This window comes from Aeromonas sp. S11(2024) (assembly GCF_041402345.1).
Taxonomy (GTDB): domain Bacteria; phylum Pseudomonadota; class Gammaproteobacteria; order Enterobacterales; family Aeromonadaceae; genus Aeromonas; species Aeromonas veronii.
Genome location: NZ_JBGLRC010000011.1, coordinates 114,771 through 135,985, shown reverse-complemented (window position 1 = coordinate 135,985; position 21,215 = coordinate 114,771). Strand labels below are relative to the sequence as shown.

Below are 21,215 nucleotides of genomic sequence, written 5' to 3'. Positions count from 1 at the left end.
ACGCTCTCGACTTCCTCCACGCCAGCAATGCTGCTCAGTTTGAGTCACTCTCCGACCTCATTCCTCCCGAGCTCATCACGACGCTGCTCGCCGAAGAGAATGTCGTGACCCTGCGTCGCCGCCGCATGCCCATGGAGCGTCTGGTCTGGGCCATCATTGGCATGGCCATCTTCCGCCACGTCCCCATGACCCAGCAGGTCAATCAGCTCGATATCCTGTTGCCCGGCGACCGCCCCTTCGTCGCCCCCAGTGCCTTCCTGCAAGCTCGCCAAAAACTGGGGGACAAGAGCATCGAGCGGCTGTTTCACGAGACCGCCTCGCGCTGGCACCAGCAGGCCAATCATCCCGGTTGGGCCGAGCTGCAACTGCTCGCCGTTGATGGCGTGATGTGGCGCACATCCGATACCCCGGACAATGCCGCCGAGTTTGCCAAACCCGGCACCCAGCATGGCGAGACCACCTATCCGCAGGTGCGCATGCTTTGCCAGATGGAGCTGACCAGTCACCTACTTGTGCAGGCCGTCATGGAGAGCTGCGTCGTCAACGAGATGGTGTTGGCCGAACAGCTTGTCGCACGCACGCCGGACCACTCGCTCACCCTGTTCGACAAGGGGTTTTACTCTCTCGGCCTGCTCCACGCATGGCAGCCAACGGGCGTTGAGCGGCACTGGTTGCTGCCGCTCAAAAAGGGCACGCAATACGAGGTGGTGCGCAAACTGGGGCGCCAGGATGCACTGGTCTTGCTGAAAACCAGCCCACAGGCGCGGAAGAAGTGGCCGCAACTGCCAGAGACGCTAGAAGCCCGCTTGCTGACTCGCATTATCAACGGCAAAGAGCGGCAGGTGCTGACCTCAATGGTTGACCCGGTGCGTTTCCCGGGCGCCGACATCGTCGAGCTCTACAGCCACCGCTGGGAAATCGAGTTGGGCTATCGGGAGATGAAGCACAGCCTGCAACAACACCGGCTGACCCTGCGCAGCAAGAAGGCGGCGGGGATACGGCAAGAGCTGTGGGGCGTGCTGCTGGCGTATAACCTGCTGCGCAGCCAGATGGTGAAGATGGCGGCAAGTCTGAAAGGATACACGGAGAGCCAGCTGAGTTTTCACATGGCGTCGGTCTATCTCATCCATGAACTGAGCTGCATGCCGTACCTGTCACCGGGGAGTATCCCGAAGCGTGTGGCGGAACTGGATAAGCAGGCGGGGCAGTTTGTATTGCCGGAGCGAAGGGAGCGGAGTTACCCCCGCAGTGTGAAGGCAAGACCACAGAGGTATAGTGTGAAAAAAGCCAATAAAAACAATGCCAGTCAGGCTTAACTGACTGGCATTAGCCGCGTGCAGGCTTTTGCTATCTGTTTGCCGCCTGTGGCGGCGCGGCGCTTATTGCAGGTTGAGCCCGCCCAGATAGTCGCGCTTGCCGAGAGCGACCCCGGCGCGGCGCAGCAGGGCGTAGGCCATGGTGAGGTGGAAGTAGAAGTTGGGAATGCCGTACTCATGGACGCAGGTATGGCCATCCATCCCCTTGCCGCCCGCCCAGTGGGGCACGTAACGACCGCTGGCGTACTGGCTGTAGTCCGCCTCCAGCTTGCCTTGCAGATAGGTGATGGTCTTGCCGATATGGGCGCGCAGATCGGCGATGGTTTTGGGATCATCGCCCATGGCCGGCAGTTCGCTGTGGCTGGCGGTGGCGACCACGGCGCGGGCCGAATCGCAGCAGATCAGCACCTGCTTGGACAGCGGCAACATATCGACGATCAGCCGCTCGCCGAAGAAGTTCTCCACGTTGAACTGCTTCGCCGCGGCATGGGCCTCGGCCTTGGCCAGACAGTGGTCGAGGTTGGTCAGCATCTTGATGAACTGGGCGGTAATGTCGCGATTCATGAGCACTCTCCATCTTGTTGAAACAGCGGCCCGCTTGCGTGGCCACGGTGAATGAGACTGGCTAATCGGCCACCAATATACCCCAACCGCTGCCGGGTTCGAGCCCGCAGCGACGAAAAGGGCAGGGCAGCGCCATTGCGCGCGACAGCCGCTGGCCATGCTCGCTTTTTCGCCCCATGAGTCCCTCTCTGCCCCTTTTTTGATCTGTGACATAAATCACCTTTTTTCAGGGGCGTAGGCTGAAAGCCGTTGTCCTAGACAGACGCCTGCGCATCCGCCAGGACACAAGAAAAGGAGAATGAAATGAAGATCTATGACCGTAACCGCAATGTGCTGAACCAGGGTCAGCGCGTGATGATTGCCGCCACTGGCGCAGTCGATTTTCTGAAAGAGGCCCACACCGACAATATGACCCCCTATCAGGCGGAGCATGAGAAGTGCGTGCTGCTGGCAAACTCCGGTGAGCGCTACGCCCCCATCGAGTTGATTAGACTAGGCTGATCCCTTTCCCTGTCACCCTACTCTTTACAATTCACCCGGCCGCCGCGCCCCATCTGGCGGCCGGGTTTCTGATCTCCCCTCTCTGCCTTACCCACCCATCAATTACATCGCCTCAAGCTGCTTTGAGTCATCGTGTAGGTTCGATTAGCGAATCGTCATCGTAAGATCCCGTGGCTTACGGCCTGCCAGCAAGGTGGCTCATTTCTGATTGGCTGGAGCCGCTGCAAATAGCCGCCTGCCTGCATGGCGGATCAGCAGCAGAGGCGACAGCAGCGTGAGCAGCAGCCAGTGGGTGTGGGGCAGGATAAAGCTCCAGATGATCTCGTGTGGCAGCCAGGTCGAAGCGGTTGGCGTCATAAAGGCGAGGTCATAGGTTTGCCACAACCAGAGTCCGGCAAAGAGCGGCAACAACAGCGGGCGGGGTATCAGCAAAAACAGGGGTAAGTAAACACACGCGAGTAAGGCGCTGAACTCCAGCATGGTTGGGGCCAGTTCAGCAAAGGTCCTTTCTGAAGAGAGGCCACTCCATTCGAGGGAAGTATCCTCGGTCAGTGCAGGCCACCACGATACGTATTGAAACAGGGTAAACGAGATCATAAACAGCAGGCTGGTCAGCAGCGCCAGCGCCGTTTTTCGCAAAAACCAGCGCCCCATCCGGCGTAGTGTCGGTATCCACTTAGACATTAATGACTCCCATCTGATGACGGGGCAGTATGCCTTGGCTGGCGGTGTGGTTAAAGCAACGCGCAGTTGCAATTCAGATCGGCCAACCCCTTGTTGGCGCCTGTGATGGTGGCCCCGAGCCCTGAGTAACAGCCAAAAAGGTTGGTATAAATTTAATTTATAGGTTTTGCGAAAATGCCATCGTTTTGTCTTATACAGACAGGCGGCAAGCCACAAGCACCCGTTTGGCTGCCGGCGGGGCGCTGGAGGGCAATGGCCGATTTGAGATAAAGGGAATGGCACAACAGATGGGACGTGTAGTTCCTAAGATGTGAACATCCGGGCACTCTTTGCGAATCGACCCAACGGCCATTGGAGTCTATTGTAACCCTGTTATATCTCACATGTCTTAGCTAAAAGGCTTCAGGCAAGGCTTAGGTCACGGTACACTAGTTAACAATTTTTAATATGTTTATATGAAATCTAAATTTGTTTTTATTTTCTTGGCTGTGGGAGGTAAGGTGAGAAATAAAAAATTAGATGTTCTTAGGAATATAAACTTTGGCGAGCGGGTTGCTGAGGATGAAAGGGCCCAACTGGCAGAGTATTTCGTTGAAACAGATCAGTGGCGAAAGCTGCTAAAAGATGAAATTGATATTATTTTTGGAGCCAAAGGGACGGGGAAAAGTGCACTATTTTGCCTTTTGTTTGAAAAAGATGTCTCGTTATCAATACCTACACTTTGTATTGCTGCGGACAATATGAAAGGTACGACAATATTTAAGTCGTTGGAGGGGGATACATTACCAACAGAGAATACTCTTGTATATCTTTGGAAACTATACATGATCGCTCTTCTTGTTAATGAAATAGATAAGAAAGGGCTACACACCACAGAGACTCTGGCTCTCAGAGATGCGTTAGGCACAGCAGGTCTTTTACCTAAAAGGTTTTCTATTCATACTGTTTTTAGATTAATAAAGGATTTTGCTCTCCGGGTTTTAGAAGGGGAGGCTAGTTCAATTGAGCATACATTATCAATTGATCCATCAAGTGGCTTGCCGACTGCATTTACACGTAAAGCAAATTATGAGAGGAGTGAGAGAGGTAGTGATATTCAGTTATGGGTTAATGAGTATTTATCTATTATAGACAATGCCCTTGAGCATCATAAAGTTAGGTCTTGGATTGCATTTGATAGGTTAGATGTCGCTTTTACTGAGTCACTGGATTTAGAGAAAAATGCCATAAGAGCGTTATTTAAAACTTATAATGACATGAAAAGCTTTGACAATATTGGAATGAAGATTTTTGTTAGGGATGACATTTGGAGACGTATATGGGGTGGTCGTTTTTCTGAGGCAAGTCATATAATCAAGGAAAGCCAGATCTCGTGGGATAGGAATGGACTCATAAATTTGATATTTAAACGAACAGTTAAAAATCAAACGATATTGGATTTTTTAAATGTTTCCGATGATGTGACAAATATTTCCATTCATGAGCAAGAGGCTTTTTTAAACAGAATTTTACCTGAAAAAATAAATTCAGGTAAAAACCCTTCAACTATTGACTGGGTATTCTCTCGAGTAAAGGATGGCCTTGGTGTGGTTGCTCCACGAGAGGTTATTCACATGTTGGAATGCGCAAAAGAAATACAAATAAAGAGACTTGAAAGGAATGAAATTGAGCCTGCAAATGATATGCTCTTCGAGCGAAGCGTGTTTAAAGAAGCTGTACACATAGTTTCAAAATCAAAATATGAAAAAACTCTCTGTGCTGAATATCCTCACTTGGTCACCTTTATGGAGAAGCTTCGTGGAGGTAAAACAGAATATACATTAGAAACATTGTCTATTATCTGGGGGGTTGATATTGAAGAGGCAAAATACAAATCTGAAGATCTGTGTGGTATAGGTTTTTTTGAAAAAGGAAAGTATAAGTTCGACAAGTCTGTAACGTCATACAGAATTCCTATGTTGTACCATAGCGCTTTAGAGTCAATAAGGGGAAGTGCTGTTGTTATAAAGCCTAGAGGTAACTCTAATTCGAAAAGCGACAGTTATTCATCACTTATCTTAAAGGCTCTAACATATCTAAAAGAGCATGGTGTTGAGTCTGCAAATGGAGCTGAAATAACAAGGGTTATTAATAATAACTTTATTTCAAGAGATATGAAAAAGAAAGAGCCTACTAACGTATCAAGAGCTTTGAGAAGTCGTCCATTAATAAATCAGACATGGTTAAAGAGAGTCGATTCAGATGGGAATGGCCTAAGGTTTAGTTTGTCAGATGATTACTTGATTAGCTCTGCTTATAGTGAGAAATAAAATATTCGCAAGTTGGGTCTATCGATTTAATATCGTCGGCCCAAATTATGCCTTGTCTTATTGACATGCCTATTTTCTTATGGTTAAAAATATAATGTTCCAAGTTTTTAGCCATGTAGATATAACGTAGGATGGTTTTTATATTTATTGGTGATGGTATAAAATGAATGTCGATATCAAAAATATACGAACTTTTATTGGGAATGGATTCTTTTTTTCGACGCTATTAGGAATTTACTATTTTGTCATATTTACATATTATGAAAACATCCCCTTTCCTTTAGATTCAAGTGCATTACCTACAATTTTTTCTTCTCTAGGTATACTAGGGATATTATTGACTGGTGTATTTTTGTTTTATTCATCAATGTCAGTCATGATTATTGTTGACCCATTGAAAATAGATTATCATGGTGCTTTTTATACAAAAACATTTGGCGTTAAAAATAAAAATTTTTCAAGCATTATAAATTACATCATTTTTTTCTGCACACCGTTACTATTTCTGCTTGCATTGTTCATGAATGATGCGTTTAATAATTATACGTTTATTGGGTTTGCAATAATTCCTGTGCTGTTTTCTATTCATGTCTTATCTGTAAGGAATAATATTAGCTATAACGATAATAGGATTGGTTACTTGACTAAACTCGGTGCTCATGTCGTTACTTTCGTGTATCTTGGTTTCTTCTCTGTAATGTCATACACTATTTTCTATTCATATATAACCTTTACAGTTGGTTTAGATTCAGATATAAATTCTATAATGGCGACCTTTGTTTTTTTGGTATTAAATTACATGATAATTTTACCTCAAAGAAAACAAAATGGTTATGAAGTAAATGCAAAAAAATATAGTGACCGGAATTATATAAGAACATTTTTTAGCACGCCTGCCGCCCCTATATATATAATGGGGTTAATATTTTCATTGTCTCCCAATATAGCATATAAAAATACATCGAAAGTGTTTTCATTAATTAATGCAGGTGGGGGGTTAGAGCGTACATATTATTTTTTTAAGAGCTCATCTGCTCAGGCTATAATTCCTGCTTCTTTTATCAAAGAGTGTAAGGAGGAGTTATGTATAACAAATCCCCTTCGTGTTATTTTAGATATAAATGACATAATTTATGTCAGAGGTAATTTAGACGGGAATGAAAATGCTCTTATAAGTATTCCCAAAAAGAATATGCAGGTTCTTATTCCTCTAAAAGAGAGAGCACTGTAGGTTTTATTCATGATGCGTATTCTGGCTTAGCCTTATTAAGGTTGCCTCGATGCCTGATATAAAAACCAACCCGGCCTAAGCCGGGTTGGTTGTATCAAAAGGCGGGAAAAATCAAAGCGCTTCCAATCTGGCATACGCCGTCACCAACCACTTGGCGCCGACGTCGTCGAACTGGATCTGTACCCGGCTCTGCTGGCCGACCCCTTCGAAGTTGAGTACCACCCCTTCACCGAATTTCGGATGGAGCACCCGCTGGCCGAGCTTGATGCCGCTGGCGTCAAAGCTCTGCTGCACCTCGTTCTGGCTAAAGCGGCCGTACTGGGTGGGGCGGCTGACCTGAGTGCGCAGCCGGATCTCTTCCAGACACTCAGCGGGCATCTCGCGGATAAAGCGGCTCGGCTTGTGGAACATCTCGCGGCCGTAGATGCGGCGGCTCTCGGCATAACAGATGTAGAGCTTCTCCATGGCGCGGGTCATGCCGACGTAACAGAGGCGGCGCTCCTCCTCCAGCCGGCCCGACTCCTCGGTCGATTGCTGGCTGGGGAACATCCCTTCTTCGACGCCGACCAGCAGCACCAGCGGGAACTCCAAGCCCTTGGCGCTGTGCAAGGTCATCAGCTGCACCGCGTCGGCATATTCGTCCGCCTGATTCTCGCCGGACTCCAGCGCCGCGTGGGCGAGGAAGGCGGAGAGATCGCTCATATCCTCCAGCTCGTCCGGACGCTGGTACTGGCGGCAGGCGGTGACCAGTTCGTCCAGGTTCTCTACCCGCGCCTGGGATTTCTCGCCCTTTTCCGCCAGATACATCGCCTTGAGGCCGGAGTTCTGGATGGCGATATCCGCCTGCTGGTGCAGCGGCAGCAGGGAGACCTGTTCCTCCAGCGCGTCGATGAGATCGACAAAGCCGCGCACCGCGTTACCGGCGCGACCGGTCAGCACCTTGTCGTTGAGCAACCCCTTGGCCGATTGCCACAGGTTGAGCCCCTGATCGCGGGCGTTGCCGCGCAGGATCTCGAGGGTGCGATCGCCGATGCCGCGGGTCGGGGTGTTGACCACCCGCTCGAAGCTGGCGTCGTCGCCACGGTTATTGATAAGCCGCAGGTAGGCCATGGCGTCTTTAATCTCTTGCCGCTCGAAGAAGCGCAGGCCGCCGTAGATGCGGTAGGGCATGGCGTCCTGCATCAGCGCCTCTTCCAGCACCCGTGACTGGGCGTTGGAGCGATAGAGGATGGCGCAGTCTGCCAACAGGCCGCCCTTTTCCTTCCAATCCTTGAGGCGACCGACCACGAAGCGCGCTTCGTCCACCTCGTTGAAGGCGGCGTACAGCGAAATCGGCTCGCCCTCGGCCCCTTCGGTCCACAGCTCCTTGCCAAGGCGCTCGGCGTTGTTGGCGATGACGCTGTTGGCCGCTTTCAGGATATTGGCGGTGGAGCGGTAGTTCTGCTCGAGGCGGATGGTCTCGGCGCCCTGATAGTCGGTCAGGAAGCGCTGGATGTTCTCGATCTTGGCGCCGCGCCAGCCGTAGATGGACTGGTCATCGTCGCCGACGATCATCACCTTGCCGCTGTTGCCCGCCAGCATCCGCAGCCAGGCGTACTGGATGCCGTTGGTATCCTGAAACTCGTCCACCAGGATGTTCTGGAAGCGGTCGCGGTAGTGCTCGAGGATGTGCGGCTTGTTGAGCCACAGCTCGTGGGCGCGCAGCAGCAGCTCGGCGAAGTCCACCAGACCGGAGCGATCGCAGGTCTCCTGATAGGTCTTGTAGATCTGCTGATAGGTGCGGGTGACGGGATCGCCGTAGAGGTCGATGTCGCCGGGGCGCAAGCCCTCATCCTTCTTGCCGTTGATGTAGCCCATCACGGCGCGCGGGGCCCAGTGCTTCTCGTCGAGGTTGAGCGCCTTGAGCACCCGGCGAATGAGACGGTACTGGTCGTCGGAGTCGAGGATCTGGAAATCCTGCGGCAAGCCCGCATCCAGATGGTGGGCCCGCAGCAGGCGGTGGGCGATACCGTGGAAGGTGCCGATCCACATGCCGCGCACGCCGTCGCCGATCACCTTCTCGACCCGGCCACGCATCTCGGCCGCCGCCTTGTTGGTAAAGGTGACCGCGATGATGGAGAAGGGTGAACAGCGTTCCACCTGCATCAGCCAGGCGATACGGTGCACCAGCACCCGGGTCTTGCCCGAACCGGCACCGGCCAGCACCAGCAGGTTGCTGCGGGGCGCCGCAACGGCATCTCTTTGCTTGTCGTTGAGCCCGTCGAGCAGGGTTGAAACGTCCATCACCACTCCTGTTTATTTATACAGGCGGGGATTATACGGCCATCCCCCTGCCAGACCAAATCCAAACTCGGGGGGAGCGGCGAGATGGGGGTTTGCGGGGGCGCCGGTGCGGCCATTTTTGGCTGGCGCAGAGAGAACGGGACGGGGAGGTTTCCAGCTGTAGCCAACTCTTGCTCGCGCGGTTTGTGGGGATTTTGCGAGCCGGATCACGGGCTTGCCGGGGGGCTGGATGAATAACAGGGGAAAACGGTTTACAGTAACTTGCTGAACAATAAGAGAAATGTCGTTTGGGTCTTTTGGTTGTTAGCATAAAAAACTGAAAAGTAGCTAAAAAACAACTGCTTGTAAGGTTATTTGCTTAGAATTCAAACCGTTAACGCAAACGTTTTTCCCTTATCATTTGCTTGACCCGCATCGGGGCTGACTTAGAGTAAGCCTGCGTGCTAGATAGCCTGCTCTGACAGGCAAGCAAGTTCCCTCACTTAATAACAATCAAGGATACGATCGTGACTAAAGTGCTCAAGCTGGCCACTGTGGCCTCCCTCACTCTCGCTGCTCTCTCTGCTCAGGCTGCTTCCGAGCCAGCCGTCATTTATGACACCGCGGGCAAGTATGACAAATCATTCAACGAAGCCGTGTTCCGTAACGGCGTCGAGCTCTACAACAAGGACAAGGGCGTCAAGGTCAAAGAGTTTGAACCCCAGAACGAAGCCCAGCGCGAGCAGGGTCTGCGTCGTCTGGCCAGCCGTGGCAACGGCCCGATCGTGGCAGTCGGTTTCAACATGGGTTCTGCGGTAGAGAAGGTTGCGACCGAATTCCCGAAAACCCAGTTCACCATCATCGACATGGTGGTCGACAAGCCGAACGTCCAGTCCGTCATCTTCAAGGAGCATGAAGGTTCCTTCCTGGTGGGTGCGCTGGCTGCCATCGCTTCCAAGAGCGGCAAGGTCGGCTTCGTGGGCGGCATGGATATCCCGCTGATCCGTAAATTCCAGTGCGGTTACGAGCAGGGTGCCAAGTTCGTCAACCCGAAGATCGAAGTGTTCCAGAACATGGCGGGCTCTACCCCGGCCGCGTTTGCTGACCCGGCCAAAGGTGCCGAGCTGGCCAAGTCCCAGTTCGCCAAGGGCGCTGACGTGGTTTACGCCGCAGCTGGCGGTACCGGGATCGGTGTCTATCAGGCAGCCAAGGACAGCGGCAAGTTCGCCATCGGGGTGGACTCCAACCAGAACCACCTGCAACCGGGCACCATGCTGACCTCCATGGTCAAGTCTGTGGGTCTGGCTGCTTACCAGACCTGGGATGACGCTGCCAAAGGCGAGTGGAAGCCGGGTATCAAGAACCTGGGTCTGGCCGAAGGCGGTGTGGATTGGGCTCTCGACAAGGACAACGAGAAGCTGATCACCCCGGAAATGAAAGCCAAGGTAGATGCCATCAAGGCTGAAATCATCGCTGGCAAGGTCAAGATTCATGACTACATGAGCGATAACACCTGCAAATACTAATTAGATAGTTGCTACGACTCTCAACGCACCACCGGCCCGCACGGGCCGGTTTTTAGTCTTATTTCATGAAACGCAGGGCTGCATCATGGACCAGACAGATCGCTATGCCATCGAATTAAGAGGTATCGATAAGCGGTTCGGCGAAGTGTACGCCAACAAGCTGATCGACCTTAAGGTTCGCAAAGGCAGTATCCACGGCATTGTCGGCGAAAATGGCGCCGGCAAGTCCACCCTGATGAGCATCATTTATGGTTTCTACCATGCCGACAAAGGCGAGATGCTGATCGACGGGAATCCTTTCAAACCCCATGGCTCACAAGATGCGATTGCCGCAGGCGTGGGCATGGTTCACCAGCACTTCATGCTGGTCAACAACTTCACCGTATTGGAAAACGTCATCCTCGGCGCTGAGAACGGCTGGCACCTTCAGCAGAGCGTGGCGTCAGCCGAAAAGTTGCTGGGCGAACTGGCGCGAGATTATGGCCTTGACGTGCCGCTGCACGAGAAGGTCGAAGATCTGCCGGTTGGCTTGCAACAGCGGGTCGAAATTCTCAAGGCGCTTTATCGCGGCGCCCGCATCCTGATCCTCGACGAGCCGACCGGGGTACTGACCCCGCAAGAGGCGGATCACCTGTTCGAGGTGCTGAAAAAGCTGCGGGATCAGGGGGCGACCATCATCCTTATCACCCACAAGCTGCGGGAGATCCTGGCCATTACCGATCAGGTCTCCATCATGCGCCGTGGCGAGATGGTGGCCCACGTCGCCACCAAGGATACCGACAAGGAGCAGCTGGCCGAGCTGATGGTGGGCCGCAAGGTACGCCTCAAGGTCGACAAGGGGCCAACCCAACCCGGTGAAGCCAAGCTGAAGATCGAAGGGCTCAGCTACGTCGATGCCAGCAAGGTGGAGCGGGTCAAATCGGTCAGCTTCGAGGTGCGGGCCGGTGAAGTGGTCGGCATCGCAGGGGTCTCCGGCAACGGTCAGTCCGAACTGCTCAGTCTGCTTGGCGGCATTCTCAAGCCGAGCAAGGGCAGCTTTACCATCAGCAGCCGCAGCGGCGTGCACAAGGTGAGCGCGGAGCACCCGGCCGATCCCGAGCTGGTGCGCAACTACGGCCTCGGTCATGTGCCGGAAGATCGCCACAAGATGGGGCTGATCAACCGCTTCGAGGCGAAAGAGGCCTTTATCCTCGGTTATCACCGCCGTCCGCAATACAACAAGGGGTGGCTGCAGAACAAGGAGGCGATCCAGCAGGATTGTCAGGCCAAGATGGAGAAGTGGGACGTGCGCCCGCCCCATCCCGACCACAAGACCGCCAACTTCTCCGGTGGCAACCAGCAGAAGCTGGTGATCGCCCGTGAAGTGGAGCAGGACCCGGATGTGCTGTTGATCGGCCAGCCGACCCGCGGGGTCGACATCGGCGCCATCGAGTATATCCACCAGCAGATCATCGCCATGCGCGACAAGGGCAAGGCGGTGCTGCTGGTCTCGGTGGAGCTGGACGAGATCATGAGCCTCGCTGACCGCATTCTGGTCATTGCCGATGGTCGTATCGTCGGCGAGCTGGATGGTGCCAAGGCGGACGAGCGCACCATTGGTCTGATGATGGCGAATATCGTTCCCGATGAAGTAGCCAAGGAGGCCCACTGATGAGCCAAGTACGTATTCCTGCCTGGGTCTCCGTAGGCGTCTTGTCTGCGGTCAACATCCTGCTGGCCTTCCTGGTGTCGGCCATTCTGTTCTACTACCTCGACATCAACCCGGTCGATGCCGCCAAGATCATGTGGTACGGCGCGTTCGGCACCGGTGAAGGGGTCGGCTTCACCCTCTACTACGCAACCGGTTTTATCTTTACCGGTCTGTCGGTGGCGGTCGCTTTCCACGCCGGTCTGTTCAATATCGGTGGTGAAGGTCAGGCTTATATCGGCGGTCTCGGTGTCGGTCTGGTCTGTCTGATGCTCGGCGATGTGCTGCCGTTTGCCCTGCTGTTGCCGCTCTCCATCATTGCCGGTGGTCTGTTCGGTGCGGCCTGGGCCTTTATTCCGGCCTGGCTGCAAGCCAAGCGCGGCAGCCATATCGTGATCACCACCATCATGTTCAACTTCATCGCCGCCTCCCTGATGGCCTATCTGCTGGTGGAGGTGTTCAAGCCGCCCGGCTCGATGGCGACCGAGAGCAAGGTGTTTGCCGAAGCAAGCTGGCTGCCCAAGATGAGCGGGCTGGCGAACCTGTTCGGGATGGAGATCCCCAACAGCCCGCTCAATATCAGCTTCTTCTGGGCGCTGATCTGTGCGGCGCTGGTGTGGGTCTTTATCTGGCACACCCGCTGGGGTTACGAGATCCGCTCGGTCGGCGCCAGCCAAAGCGCCTCCGCCTACGCCGGTATCTCCTATCCCAAGGTGGTGATCCTGGCCATGGTCATCTCCGGCATGCTGTCTGGCTTCTTTGCCCTCAACGTGCTGCAGGGTGAGCTGCATCAGATCAAGCTCAACTTCGTGGAAGGGTTCGGCTTCACCGGTATCGCGGTGGCGCTGATGGGGCGCAACCATCCGGTCGGCGTCATCATCGCCAGCCTGCTGTTCGGTTTCCTCTATCAGGGGGGCGCAGAGCTCAGCTTCGAGTTCGGTGTCGACCGCAACATCGTGGTGGTGTTGCAGGGTCTGGTGATCCTGTTCTGTGGCGCCCTTGAGCACATGATGCGTCCGCGTATCGAGCAGCTCTATCTGGCGTTTGCCAACCGCTCAGCCGCGCAAGCTAAAGGAGTCTGATCATGTTTGAAATTCTGATCCTGATGCTGGATGCGACCATTCGTACCGCGCCGCCGCTCATTCTCGCCGCCATGGCGGGCATGTTTTGCGAGCGCTCCGGGGTGGTCAACATCGCGCTGGAAGGCAAACTGCTGGCAGCAGCGTTCGCCAGTGGTGCGGCTGCGGCGGTCTCCGGTTCTGCCTGGGTAGGTCTGGGGGCCGGGGTGGGTGTCTCCATCCTGTTCGCCCTGATGCACGGCTTTGCCACCATCACCCACCGCGGAGATCAGGTGGTGAGCGGTATGGCCATCAACATTCTGGCGGCCGGTCTGACCGTTACCCTGGGCCGTTACTGGTTCGATCAGGGTGGCCAGACTCCGGCGCTCTCCGGTGATGCCCGTTTCGCCCCCATCGATCTGCCCTATGCCAAGGAGTTGTGGGATGTGCCGGTGATCGGCCAGCTCTACAGCGAGCTGCTGAGCGGCCACTCCCTGCTGGAGTACGTGGCGTTCGCCTGCGTACCGCTGGCCTGGTGGGTGATGTTCCGTACCCGCTTCGGTCTGCGTCTGCGGGCGGTGGGCGAGGCGCCCGCAGCGGTCGATACCGCCGGTATCTCTGTGGTGCGGATGCGCTACACCGCGCTCCTTATCGGCGGCCTGCTGGCCGGTATCGGCGGTACCTATCTGGCGGTCGCTCAGACGGCTCAGTTCATCCCCAACATGAGTGCGGGCAAGGGCTTTATGGCGCTGGCGGCGCTGGTGTTCGGCAAGTGGCGCCCCTGGAATGCCATGGCCGCCTGTCTGCTGTTCGGTTTCCTCGATGCGGTCGCCATCCGGCTGCAAGGGGTCAGCATCGGTGGCTTCGCCATTCCGGTGCAGGCCATCGAGGCACTACCCTACATCCTGACCGTGTTCCTGCTGGCCGGTTTTATCGGCCGCGCGGTGGCCCCCAAGGCGCTTGGTACACCCTATGTGAAGGAGCGGGAGTAGCGCCCTTTATCGCGATACTCCCACCCACCCTGATAACAGCAGGCCCACTTCGGTGGGCCTGTTTTTTTATGGCTTGTGGCTGGTTACAGCAGGAACAGGGTCGCCAGCCCGAGGAAGATAAAGAAGCCGCCGGTGTCGGTGATGGCGGTGATCATCACGCTGGCTCCCACCGCCGGGTCGCGGCCGAGGCGGGTCATGGTCATGGGGATAATGACCCCCATCAGCGCCGCAACCAGCAGGTTGAGCATCATGGCCAGGGTCATCACGGCGCCGAGCGCCGCATCCTGATAGAGCAGATAGGTGGCAATGCCCATGGTGCCGCCCCACACCAGCCCGTTGATAAAGGCGACGCCGAGTTCCCGTAGCAGCAGGAAGGAGAGGTTGCCCGCCTGAATGTGCTGCAGCGCCAGCGCCCGCACTATCATGGTGATGGTCTGGTTACCGGTGTTGCCGCCGATCCCGGCGACGATGGGCATCAGCGCCGCCAGTGCCACCAGTTGGGAGATTGTGTGCTCGAACAGGCCGATCACCCGCGAGGCGACAAAGGCGGTGCAGAGGTTGATGGCAAGCCAGGCCCAGCGGGTCTTGACCGCCTTGGAGACCGGGGCGAACACGTCTTCATCCTCGCTGATACCCCCCATCCGGCGCAGGTCGGTGTCACTCTCCTCATAGACCAGATCCACCACCTCTTCGACGGTGAGGCGGCCCATCAGCTTGCCCTTGCCATCCACCACGGCGGCGGAGAGCAGGTCATCCCGCTCGAAGGTGCGGGCCGCCGCTTCGTCGTTATCCTCCGGATCGAAGGTGACCGGATCCCGCTCCATCACGTCGCTCACCAGGGTGGCGGGTTTGTGCAGCAGCACTGTGGTGAGGGCCAGCTCCCCCAGCAGGTGGTTGCGCCGATCGATGACGAACAGCTTGTCGGTGTTGGCGGGGATCTTGCCGCGCAGCCGCAGATAGCGCTGCACCGTGGCCAGACTCACCTCGGGGCGGATGGTGATGATCTCGAAGTCCATCATGGCGCCGACGGTGTGCTTGCCGTAGCGGATCACCTCCCGCACCCGATCCCGGTCGGCGGGGGCCATATAGGTGAGGAGCCGCCCCATCAGGTTGCGCGGCAGGTACTGGCCCAGATAGATCTGATCGTCGATATCCAGGGTACGCAGGGCGTGCAGCAGCTCCTTGTCGCTCATCCCGCTGATAAGGCTGTCCCACACCGTCTCCGACGCTTCGACCAGGATCTGGCCGCGCTTCTCTTCCTCCACCAGTGCCCACAGGGCATGACGTTCATCGGGCGGCAGCGATTCCAGCGCATCGGCGACGTCGGCGGCGGGCAACCCGTTGACCAGTGTGGTGAGTTCGCTGGTCTGATCGCGCTGCTCGGCATCCTGCACCACCTGCGGGTCGAGCAGGCTGTCGGTGAGGGCGTCATCGCGCAGCAGCAGGGTGAGAATGCGGGATCTGTCATCCGCGCGCTGCCGGGCGCTGTTCTTGATGGGAAGAGACATGGGATGAATTCCTGAGATGGTAGCCAAGGGCTCAATGCCCATAGGATACCAGACTTAAAACAACAGGTTATGACCGTGATGGGAGAAGAGGGAGGTAAAAGTGAGGCCACCTGCTGGTGGCCTCATGGTGAGTTGCCGAGGCTCCCTCAGGCGAGGGCTTGCTGAACCTGCGGTGCCTCGCCAAACCAGGCGAGCCGGTCGGCCAGGGTCACCACCGAGCCCACCATGATCAGCGCCGGACTCTCGACCCCCACCGCCAGCGCGGGTAGCTGATCGAGAGTGCCGCGAATGACCCGCTGGCAGGGCTGGGTGCCGCGCTCGATCAGCGCCACCGGGGTATTGCCCGCCTTGCCGTGGGCCAGCAGCTGTTCACGGATGGTGGCGCAGGATGAGAGCCCCATGTAGAACACCAGAGTCTGTTTGTCCTTGGCGAGCAGCGGCCAGTCGAGATCCCGGGCGCCCCCCTTGCCGTGAGCCGTGACGAAGCGCACGCTCTGGGCGTGATCGCGGTGGGTCAGCGGAATGCCGGCGTAGGCGGCGCAGCCGCTGGCCGCAGTGATCCCCGGCACCACCTGAAAGCCAATTCCAGTACCAACGAGAGTCTCCAGCTCCTCGCCGCCACGGCCGAAGATAAAGGGGTCACCCCCCTTGAGCCGCACCACCCGCTGGCCCTTTTTCGCCTCCTCCAGCAAGAGCTGGTTGATCCCCTCCTGCGGCACGCAGTGGTTGCCCGCCTGCTTGCCGACGAAGATCCGCTTGGCATCCCGGCGCACCAGCGCCATCACCTCGTCGGAGACCAGCCGGTCATAGACCACCACGTCGGCTTGCTGCATCTGTCGCAGGGCGTTCAGGGTGAGCAGACCTGGATCGCCGGGGCCAGCTCCCACCAGCACCACCTCGCCAGCGCTCTGGCTTTCGTCGGCAAACAGGCTGTCGGCCAGCTGGTGGGCAGAGGCACTATCCCCCCGCGCCAGCGCCTGACCGAGCCGATCCGCCCCGAGCAGCCGCTCCCAGAAGCGGCGCCGCTCCCCCATGGTGGCGAAGCGGGCCTTGACCCGCTCCCGCAGGCTGCCGGCAAAAGTCGCCACGGCCCCCAGATGTTGCGGCAGCAGGGCTTCCAGTTTTTCCCGCAGCAAGCGGGCCAGCACAGGCGCCTTGCCGCCGGAGGAGATGGCCACCATCAGCGGCGAGCGGTCGATGATCGACGGCATGATGAAGCTGGAGCGCTTCGGGTCATCCACCACGTTGGCAAAGATCCGCGCCTGATTGGCGCTCTGGTAGACCAGGGCGTTCACCTCGCGCCGATCGGTTGCGGCCACCACCAGCCACTTGCCCGCCAGTTGTTCCGGCATAAATTCACCGGCCAGCCACTCGATGCTGCCGTTGGCAGCCAGTTCCGCCAGCTCGGGGTCGAGCTCGGGCGCCACGACGGTGAGGCGAGCACCGGCATCCAGCAGCAGACGCGCCTTGCGTTCCGCTACCTCGCCGCCGCCGACCAGCAGCACGGGTTTGTTGTCGAGTCGGCAAAAGATGGGCAAGTAGTCCATGGGGCCTCCGGATCAGGCGGTTCGGGTCTGGTTGGCGGTGCTGGTGGTCTCGCTCACTGCAACCGGGCGTTCAGCTTTCGGGGTGGCATACCAGTAGCCGAGGCCCATAAAGAGGACGCCGGAGACGGTGTTGCCCAGGGTCACCCACAGCAGGTTGTGGCCGATGCCGCCCAGGGTGTAGGCCTCGGAGTGGGCGCCAAACCAGGAGAGGGCGAACAGGGTCATGTTGGCGATGGAGTGCTCGTAGCCGGAGGCGATAAAGGCCAGCAGGCACCACCAGATGGCGATGAAGCGGGCGGCCCCTTCGGTGCGCAGCGCCATCCAGATGGCGAGGCAGACCAGCCAGTTGCAGAGGATCCCCTTCATAAACAGGGTCAGCGCCGGTGCCTGGGTCTTGGCCAGCGCCACCTTGTGGGCCAGACTGCCCGCATCCGGCAGCAGGCTGCCGCCGTAGGAGTAGATGAGCGCCACCACAACGGAGCCAATCAGGTTGCCGGCCCAGGTCTGCGGCAGAATGCGCAGCAGGTCGGCCATGGTGATCTTGCCCGTCTTCACCCCGAAGGTGAGGAACATGGTGTGGCCGGTAAACAGCTCGGAGCCAGCGATGAGCACCAGCGTCAGGGCGATGCCGAAGGTGGCCCCCATCACCAGCGGCCGGATGGCGGGATCCACCAGATTGCCGAGGGTGAAGATCAGGATGATGCCGAGGCCCACATAGGCCCCCGCCATGGCGGAGCTGAGCCAGAAGCCGAGCTTGTCGCTGCGCTCGAAGCGGTTGATGCGGGCCGCGTTGGCGGCGCACTTGTTAATGGTTTCCGTGTACATCTTGTGAGTCCTTGAAAGGGCTGCCCACAGGCAGCCCGAAAGAGAGTGAAATCGGCTTAGACGGCGACCCAGACCTGCTGGTCGCGCACTTCAACGGGGTATCCCTGTACCGACATAGATCTGGGGGTTGTCGACATCAGACGGTGACCCAGACCTGCTGGTCGCGTACTTCAACGGGATAGCTTTGAACCGACATCGCCGGATTGTCGAAACAGTGGCCGTCGCTCAGGCGAAAGCGCTGCTTCTTGAGCGGGCTGGCGACCCAGATCTCGCCGTCGTGTTCGCAGATCAGGCCCCGCGACAGCACGTTGGCGGCGAAGAAGGGATCCCGGTTGTCGATGGCGAACACCTCGGCGGCCGCGCTCGGGCGGAACAGGGCAATCTGGCGACCTTCAATGAGTGCACAGACGCCGGTTCCCGGCAGGATGTCGTTGAGTTGGCAGGCAAGTTTCATCATTTGGTTTCCACCTCGATCTGGTAGACGGGGATGCGCTCGGCCGGGGTCGCCGGTCGGTGCTGGTCGCGCTCGGCGACAAACTGGACGTCCGGATCGCGCTTGTCGCTGTTGATGAAGTGGCTGAAGCGCTTGAGCGCCTCCTCTTCATTGAGGGTGCGCGACCATTCGCACTCGTAGCTGTCGATCAGGGTCTGGATATCGCGCTCGAGCGTGTCGGCCAGCCCCAGCTTGTCATCGACGATCACCTCGCGCAGGTAGTCGACGCCCCCTTCCAGATTGCCGAGCCAGACCGAGGTGCGCTGCAGTTTGTCGGCGCTGGTGACGTAGAACATCATAAAGCGGTCGATCAGCTTGATGAGGGTCTCGCGGTCGAGGTCAGAAGCCAGCAGGTCGGCGTGGCGCGGTTTCATGCCGCCGTTGCCGCCCACATAGAGGTTCCAGCCCGCGTCGGTGGCGATGATGCCGACATCCTTGCCCTGGGCTTCCGCACATTCGCGGGTACAGCCGGAGACACCGAACTTCATCTTGTGCGGGGTGCGAATGCCCTTGTAGCGGTTCTCGAGGAAGACCCCGAGGCCGACGCTGTCCTGCACGCCGAAGCGGCACCAGGTGCTGCCGACGCAGGTCTTGGCCATGCGCAGCGCCTTGGCGTAGGCCTGACCGGTCTCGAAACCGGCCGCCAGCAGTTTGCGCCAGATGGCGGGCAGATCATCCTTCTGGGCCCCGAACAGGCCGATGCGCTGGGCGCCGGTGATCTTGGTGTAGAGCTTGTAGTCGCGGGCCACTTCGGCTACCGCCAGCAGCCCTTCCGGGGTCACTTCGCCACCGGCCATGCGCGGGATGACGGAGTAGCTGCCATCCTTCTGCATGTTGCCGAGGAAGATGTCGTTGGTGTCCTGCAGCGGGACGTTGCGCGGGCTCAGCACATGCTCGTTCCAGCAGGAGGCGAGGATGGAGCCGACGGTCGGTTTGCACACCTCGCAGCCATAGCCCTGACCGTGTTTGGCCAGCAGCTCGTCGAAGCTCTTGATCCCCTCCACCTTGACCAGATGGAACAGCTCCTGACGGGAGTGGGGGAAGTGGGCGCAGAGGTGGTTGTTGACCTCGATGCCCTGCTTCACCAGCTCGGCGTTGAGCACCTGACTGATGAGCGGCACGCAGCCGCCGCAGCCGGTACCGGCCTTGGTGTGCTGCTTGATGGCTGCCAGGGTGGTGTGACCCTCGGCGACGGCCTTGGCGATGTCGCCCTTGGAGACGTCGAAGCAGGAGCAGATCTGGGCGCTTTCCGGCAGGGCATCCACCCCCAGCGTCGGCTTGGCACCGGCGTAGGCGGGCAGGATCAGGGTGTCCGGGTGGCTCGGTAGCGGCAGGGCGTTGAGCATCATCTGCAGCAGGTTGCCGTAATCTTCCACGTCACCCACCAGCACGGCGCCGAGCAATCGGCTGTTGTCCTCGCTCACCACGATCTTCTTGTAGACGCCGGCCTGATCGTCCTGAAACACATAGCTGTGGCTGCCCGGAGTGCGGCCGTGGGCATCACCGATGGAGCCGACGGAGACACCGAGCAGTTTGAGCTTGGCGCTCATGTCCGCCCCCTCGAAGCGGCTGTCGCCGCCGAGCAGATGGTCGACGGTGATCTGGGCCATCTTGTAGCCCGGTGCCACCAGTCCGAAGAAGCGGCCCTGCCAGGCGGCGCACTCGCCGATGGCGTAGATGTCGGGGTCGGAGGTGAGGCAGTGATCGTCGATGACGATGCCGCCGCGCTCGGCGATGGCGAGATCACCGTAACGGCCGAGGGTATCTTGCGGGCGAATTCCGGTGGAGAAGACCACCACGTCCACTTCAAGCTGGCTGCCATCGGCGAAGGCGAGGCGGTGTTTCGCCTGTTCACCGCCATGCATCAGGATCTCGCTGGTGCTCTTGCTGGTGTGTACCTGCACACCCATGGATTCAATCTTGCGGCGCAGCAGCTGGCCGCCCTGACCGTCGAGCTGCTCGGCCATCAGCACAGGGGCAAATTCCACCACGTGGGTTTCGAGACCCAGCGCCTTGAGGGCGCCGGCGGCTTCGAGGCCAAGCAGGCCGCCACCGATAACCACCCCGCTCTTGCCGCTCCTGGCGGCGCTGCGGATGGCTTTCAGATCCTCGATGGTGCGGTAGACGAAGCACTCGTGGTGCTGACTGCCCGCAATGGGCGGCACCCAGGGGTAGGAGCCGGTGGCCAGCACCAGCTTGTCGTACCCGACCACAGTGCCCTTGTTGGAGTGTACTTCGCGGTTGGCCCTGTCGATTTTTTTCACCGCTTCGCCGAGCAGCAGGCGGATGCCGTGCTTGTCGTAGAAGCCGGGTTTGACGAGGGAGAGATCTTCGCTGGTGTGATGGGAGAAGTAGGAGGAGAGATGGACGCGATCGTAGGCGGGACGGGGTTCTGCACCGAAGACGGTGATCTCGTAGCAGCCCGGGTCGGCCCGCTCGATCAACTCTTCGATGAAGCGGTGCCCCACCATGCCGTTGCCCACAACGACCAGTCTGACTTTGCTCATGATTGCCTCTAGTTTGGAGTAATAAAACATCATTCTGGGGCTAGGCTACCCAGTCAGTCGGGGCGGGCAATTGATGCAAATCAAGTGTCTATTTATATATCTCGTCAGGGGTAATTCGATAAAATTCAAAGATATACAAAATTAGGTATACCAGTTGATGATTTCTGTACTGGCTTTGGGTGAGGGATGGTGGAGAGCAAGAGCG

Annotated in this window: 16 protein-coding genes; 8 read left to right on the top strand and 8 right to left on the bottom strand. The window is 57.4% G+C overall.

The features are described 5' to 3' along the window. The coding region (locus tag ACB040_RS11645) for an IS4 family transposase (protein WP_371154769.1) at window positions 1-1,316 on the top strand (1,316 nt) is incomplete at its 5' end. A gap of 63 nt (window positions 1,317-1,379) precedes the next feature. On the opposite strand, the gene ACB040_RS11640 is transcribed toward ACB040_RS11645, so the two are convergent. After that, on the bottom strand, window positions 1,380-1,880 hold the full coding sequence (locus tag ACB040_RS11640; RefSeq protein WP_371154771.1) for a DUF1993 domain-containing protein: 501 nt from the start codon (window positions 1,878-1,880) through the stop codon (window positions 1,380-1,382). A 303-nt stretch (window positions 1,881-2,183) separates the two neighbouring features. Between ACB040_RS11640 and ydfZ the strand changes: the two genes are divergently transcribed. Continuing rightward, window positions 2,184-2,381: a putative selenium delivery protein YdfZ gene (ydfZ, locus tag ACB040_RS11635; protein WP_005357022.1), complete on the top strand. Its 198-nt coding sequence runs from the start codon at window positions 2,184-2,186 to the stop codon at window positions 2,379-2,381. A gap of 198 nt (window positions 2,382-2,579) precedes the next feature. Here the strand turns inward: ydfZ and ACB040_RS11630 are convergent, their stop codons facing one another. Further along, the gene (locus tag ACB040_RS11630; protein WP_371154773.1) at window positions 2,580-3,035 is read right to left on the bottom strand and encodes a hypothetical protein; all 456 of its coding nucleotides are present in this window, start codon (window positions 3,033-3,035) and stop codon (window positions 2,580-2,582) included. Between the two features lie 485 nt (window positions 3,036-3,520). Here ACB040_RS11630 and ACB040_RS11625 point away from each other — a divergent pair, with 485 nt between their 5' ends. Together ACB040_RS11625 and ACB040_RS11620 are read left to right on the top strand one after the other, a co-directional pair. Then, window positions 3,521-5,374: a P-loop ATPase, Sll1717 family gene (locus tag ACB040_RS11625; protein ID WP_371154775.1), complete on the top strand. Its 1,854-nt coding sequence runs from the start codon at window positions 3,521-3,523 to the stop codon at window positions 5,372-5,374. Window positions 5,375-5,537: 163 nt separating this feature from the next. Further along, the gene (locus ACB040_RS11620; protein WP_371154777.1) at window positions 5,538-6,605 is read left to right on the top strand and encodes a hypothetical protein; all 1,068 of its coding nucleotides are present in this window, start codon (window positions 5,538-5,540) and stop codon (window positions 6,603-6,605) included. A gap of 111 nt (window positions 6,606-6,716) precedes the next feature. On the opposite strand, the gene uvrD is transcribed toward ACB040_RS11620, so the two are convergent. Continuing rightward, entirely contained in the window at window positions 6,717-8,888 is a 2,172-nt protein-coding gene (gene uvrD / locus ACB040_RS11615) for a DNA helicase II (protein WP_279486284.1), read from the bottom strand. Window positions 8,889-9,394: 506 nt separating this feature from the next. On the opposite strand from uvrD, the gene ACB040_RS11610 reads away from it, so the two are divergent. The 4 genes from ACB040_RS11610 to ACB040_RS11595 all read left to right on the top strand — a co-directional run bounded on the left by ACB040_RS11610 (window position 9,395) and on the right by ACB040_RS11595 (window position 14,130). Further along, on the top strand, window positions 9,395-10,393 hold the full coding sequence (locus tag ACB040_RS11610; RefSeq protein ID WP_338773275.1) for a BMP family ABC transporter substrate-binding protein: 999 nt from the start codon (window positions 9,395-9,397) through the stop codon (window positions 10,391-10,393). A gap of 85 nt (window positions 10,394-10,478) precedes the next feature. Beyond that, a complete protein-coding gene (locus ACB040_RS11605) occupies window positions 10,479-12,044 on the top strand; it encodes an ABC transporter ATP-binding protein (RefSeq protein WP_069555542.1) in 1,566 nt (521 codons plus the stop codon). Beyond that, window positions 12,044-13,162, top strand: coding sequence for an ABC transporter permease (locus ACB040_RS11600; protein WP_005357011.1), 1,119 nt, complete (start codon window positions 12,044-12,046; stop codon window positions 13,160-13,162). Before ACB040_RS11605 ends, ACB040_RS11600 begins: the two co-directional genes overlap by 1 nt. A gap of 2 nt (window positions 13,163-13,164) precedes the next feature. Beyond that, window positions 13,165-14,130 carry an ABC transporter permease gene (locus ACB040_RS11595; RefSeq protein ID WP_005340795.1) on the top strand — a complete coding sequence of 322 codons (966 nt, stop codon included), beginning with the start codon at window positions 13,165-13,167 and terminating at the stop codon, window positions 14,128-14,130. Between the two features lie 83 nt (window positions 14,131-14,213). Here ACB040_RS11595 and mgtE read toward each other — a convergent pair whose 3' ends face one another. From mgtE to nirB, 5 genes are all read right to left on the bottom strand, one after another. Then, complete coding sequence (mgtE, locus tag ACB040_RS11590) at window positions 14,214-15,638, bottom strand: magnesium transporter (protein ID WP_043821442.1); 1,425 nt, start codon at window positions 15,636-15,638, stop codon at window positions 14,214-14,216. Window positions 15,639-15,784: 146 nt separating this feature from the next. Further along, window positions 15,785-17,185: a siroheme synthase CysG gene (gene cysG, locus ACB040_RS11585; RefSeq protein ID WP_338773279.1), complete on the bottom strand. Its 1,401-nt coding sequence runs from the start codon at window positions 17,183-17,185 to the stop codon at window positions 15,785-15,787. Between the two features lie 12 nt (window positions 17,186-17,197). Continuing rightward, window positions 17,198-18,010 (bottom strand): nitrite transporter NirC, encoded by an 813-nt coding sequence (nirC, locus tag ACB040_RS11580; protein WP_236356913.1) that lies wholly within the window; start codon window positions 18,008-18,010, stop codon window positions 17,198-17,200. A 136-nt stretch (window positions 18,011-18,146) separates the two neighbouring features. Further along, window positions 18,147-18,464: a nitrite reductase small subunit NirD gene (gene nirD, locus ACB040_RS11575; RefSeq protein ID WP_236356921.1), complete on the bottom strand. Its 318-nt coding sequence runs from the start codon at window positions 18,462-18,464 to the stop codon at window positions 18,147-18,149. After that, the gene (gene nirB, locus ACB040_RS11570) at window positions 18,464-21,010 is read right to left on the bottom strand and encodes a nitrite reductase large subunit NirB (RefSeq protein WP_338773282.1); all 2,547 of its coding nucleotides are present in this window, start codon (window positions 21,008-21,010) and stop codon (window positions 18,464-18,466) included. Before nirB ends, nirD begins: the two co-directional genes overlap by 1 nt. Between the last annotated feature and the right edge of the window lie 205 nt (window positions 21,011-21,215).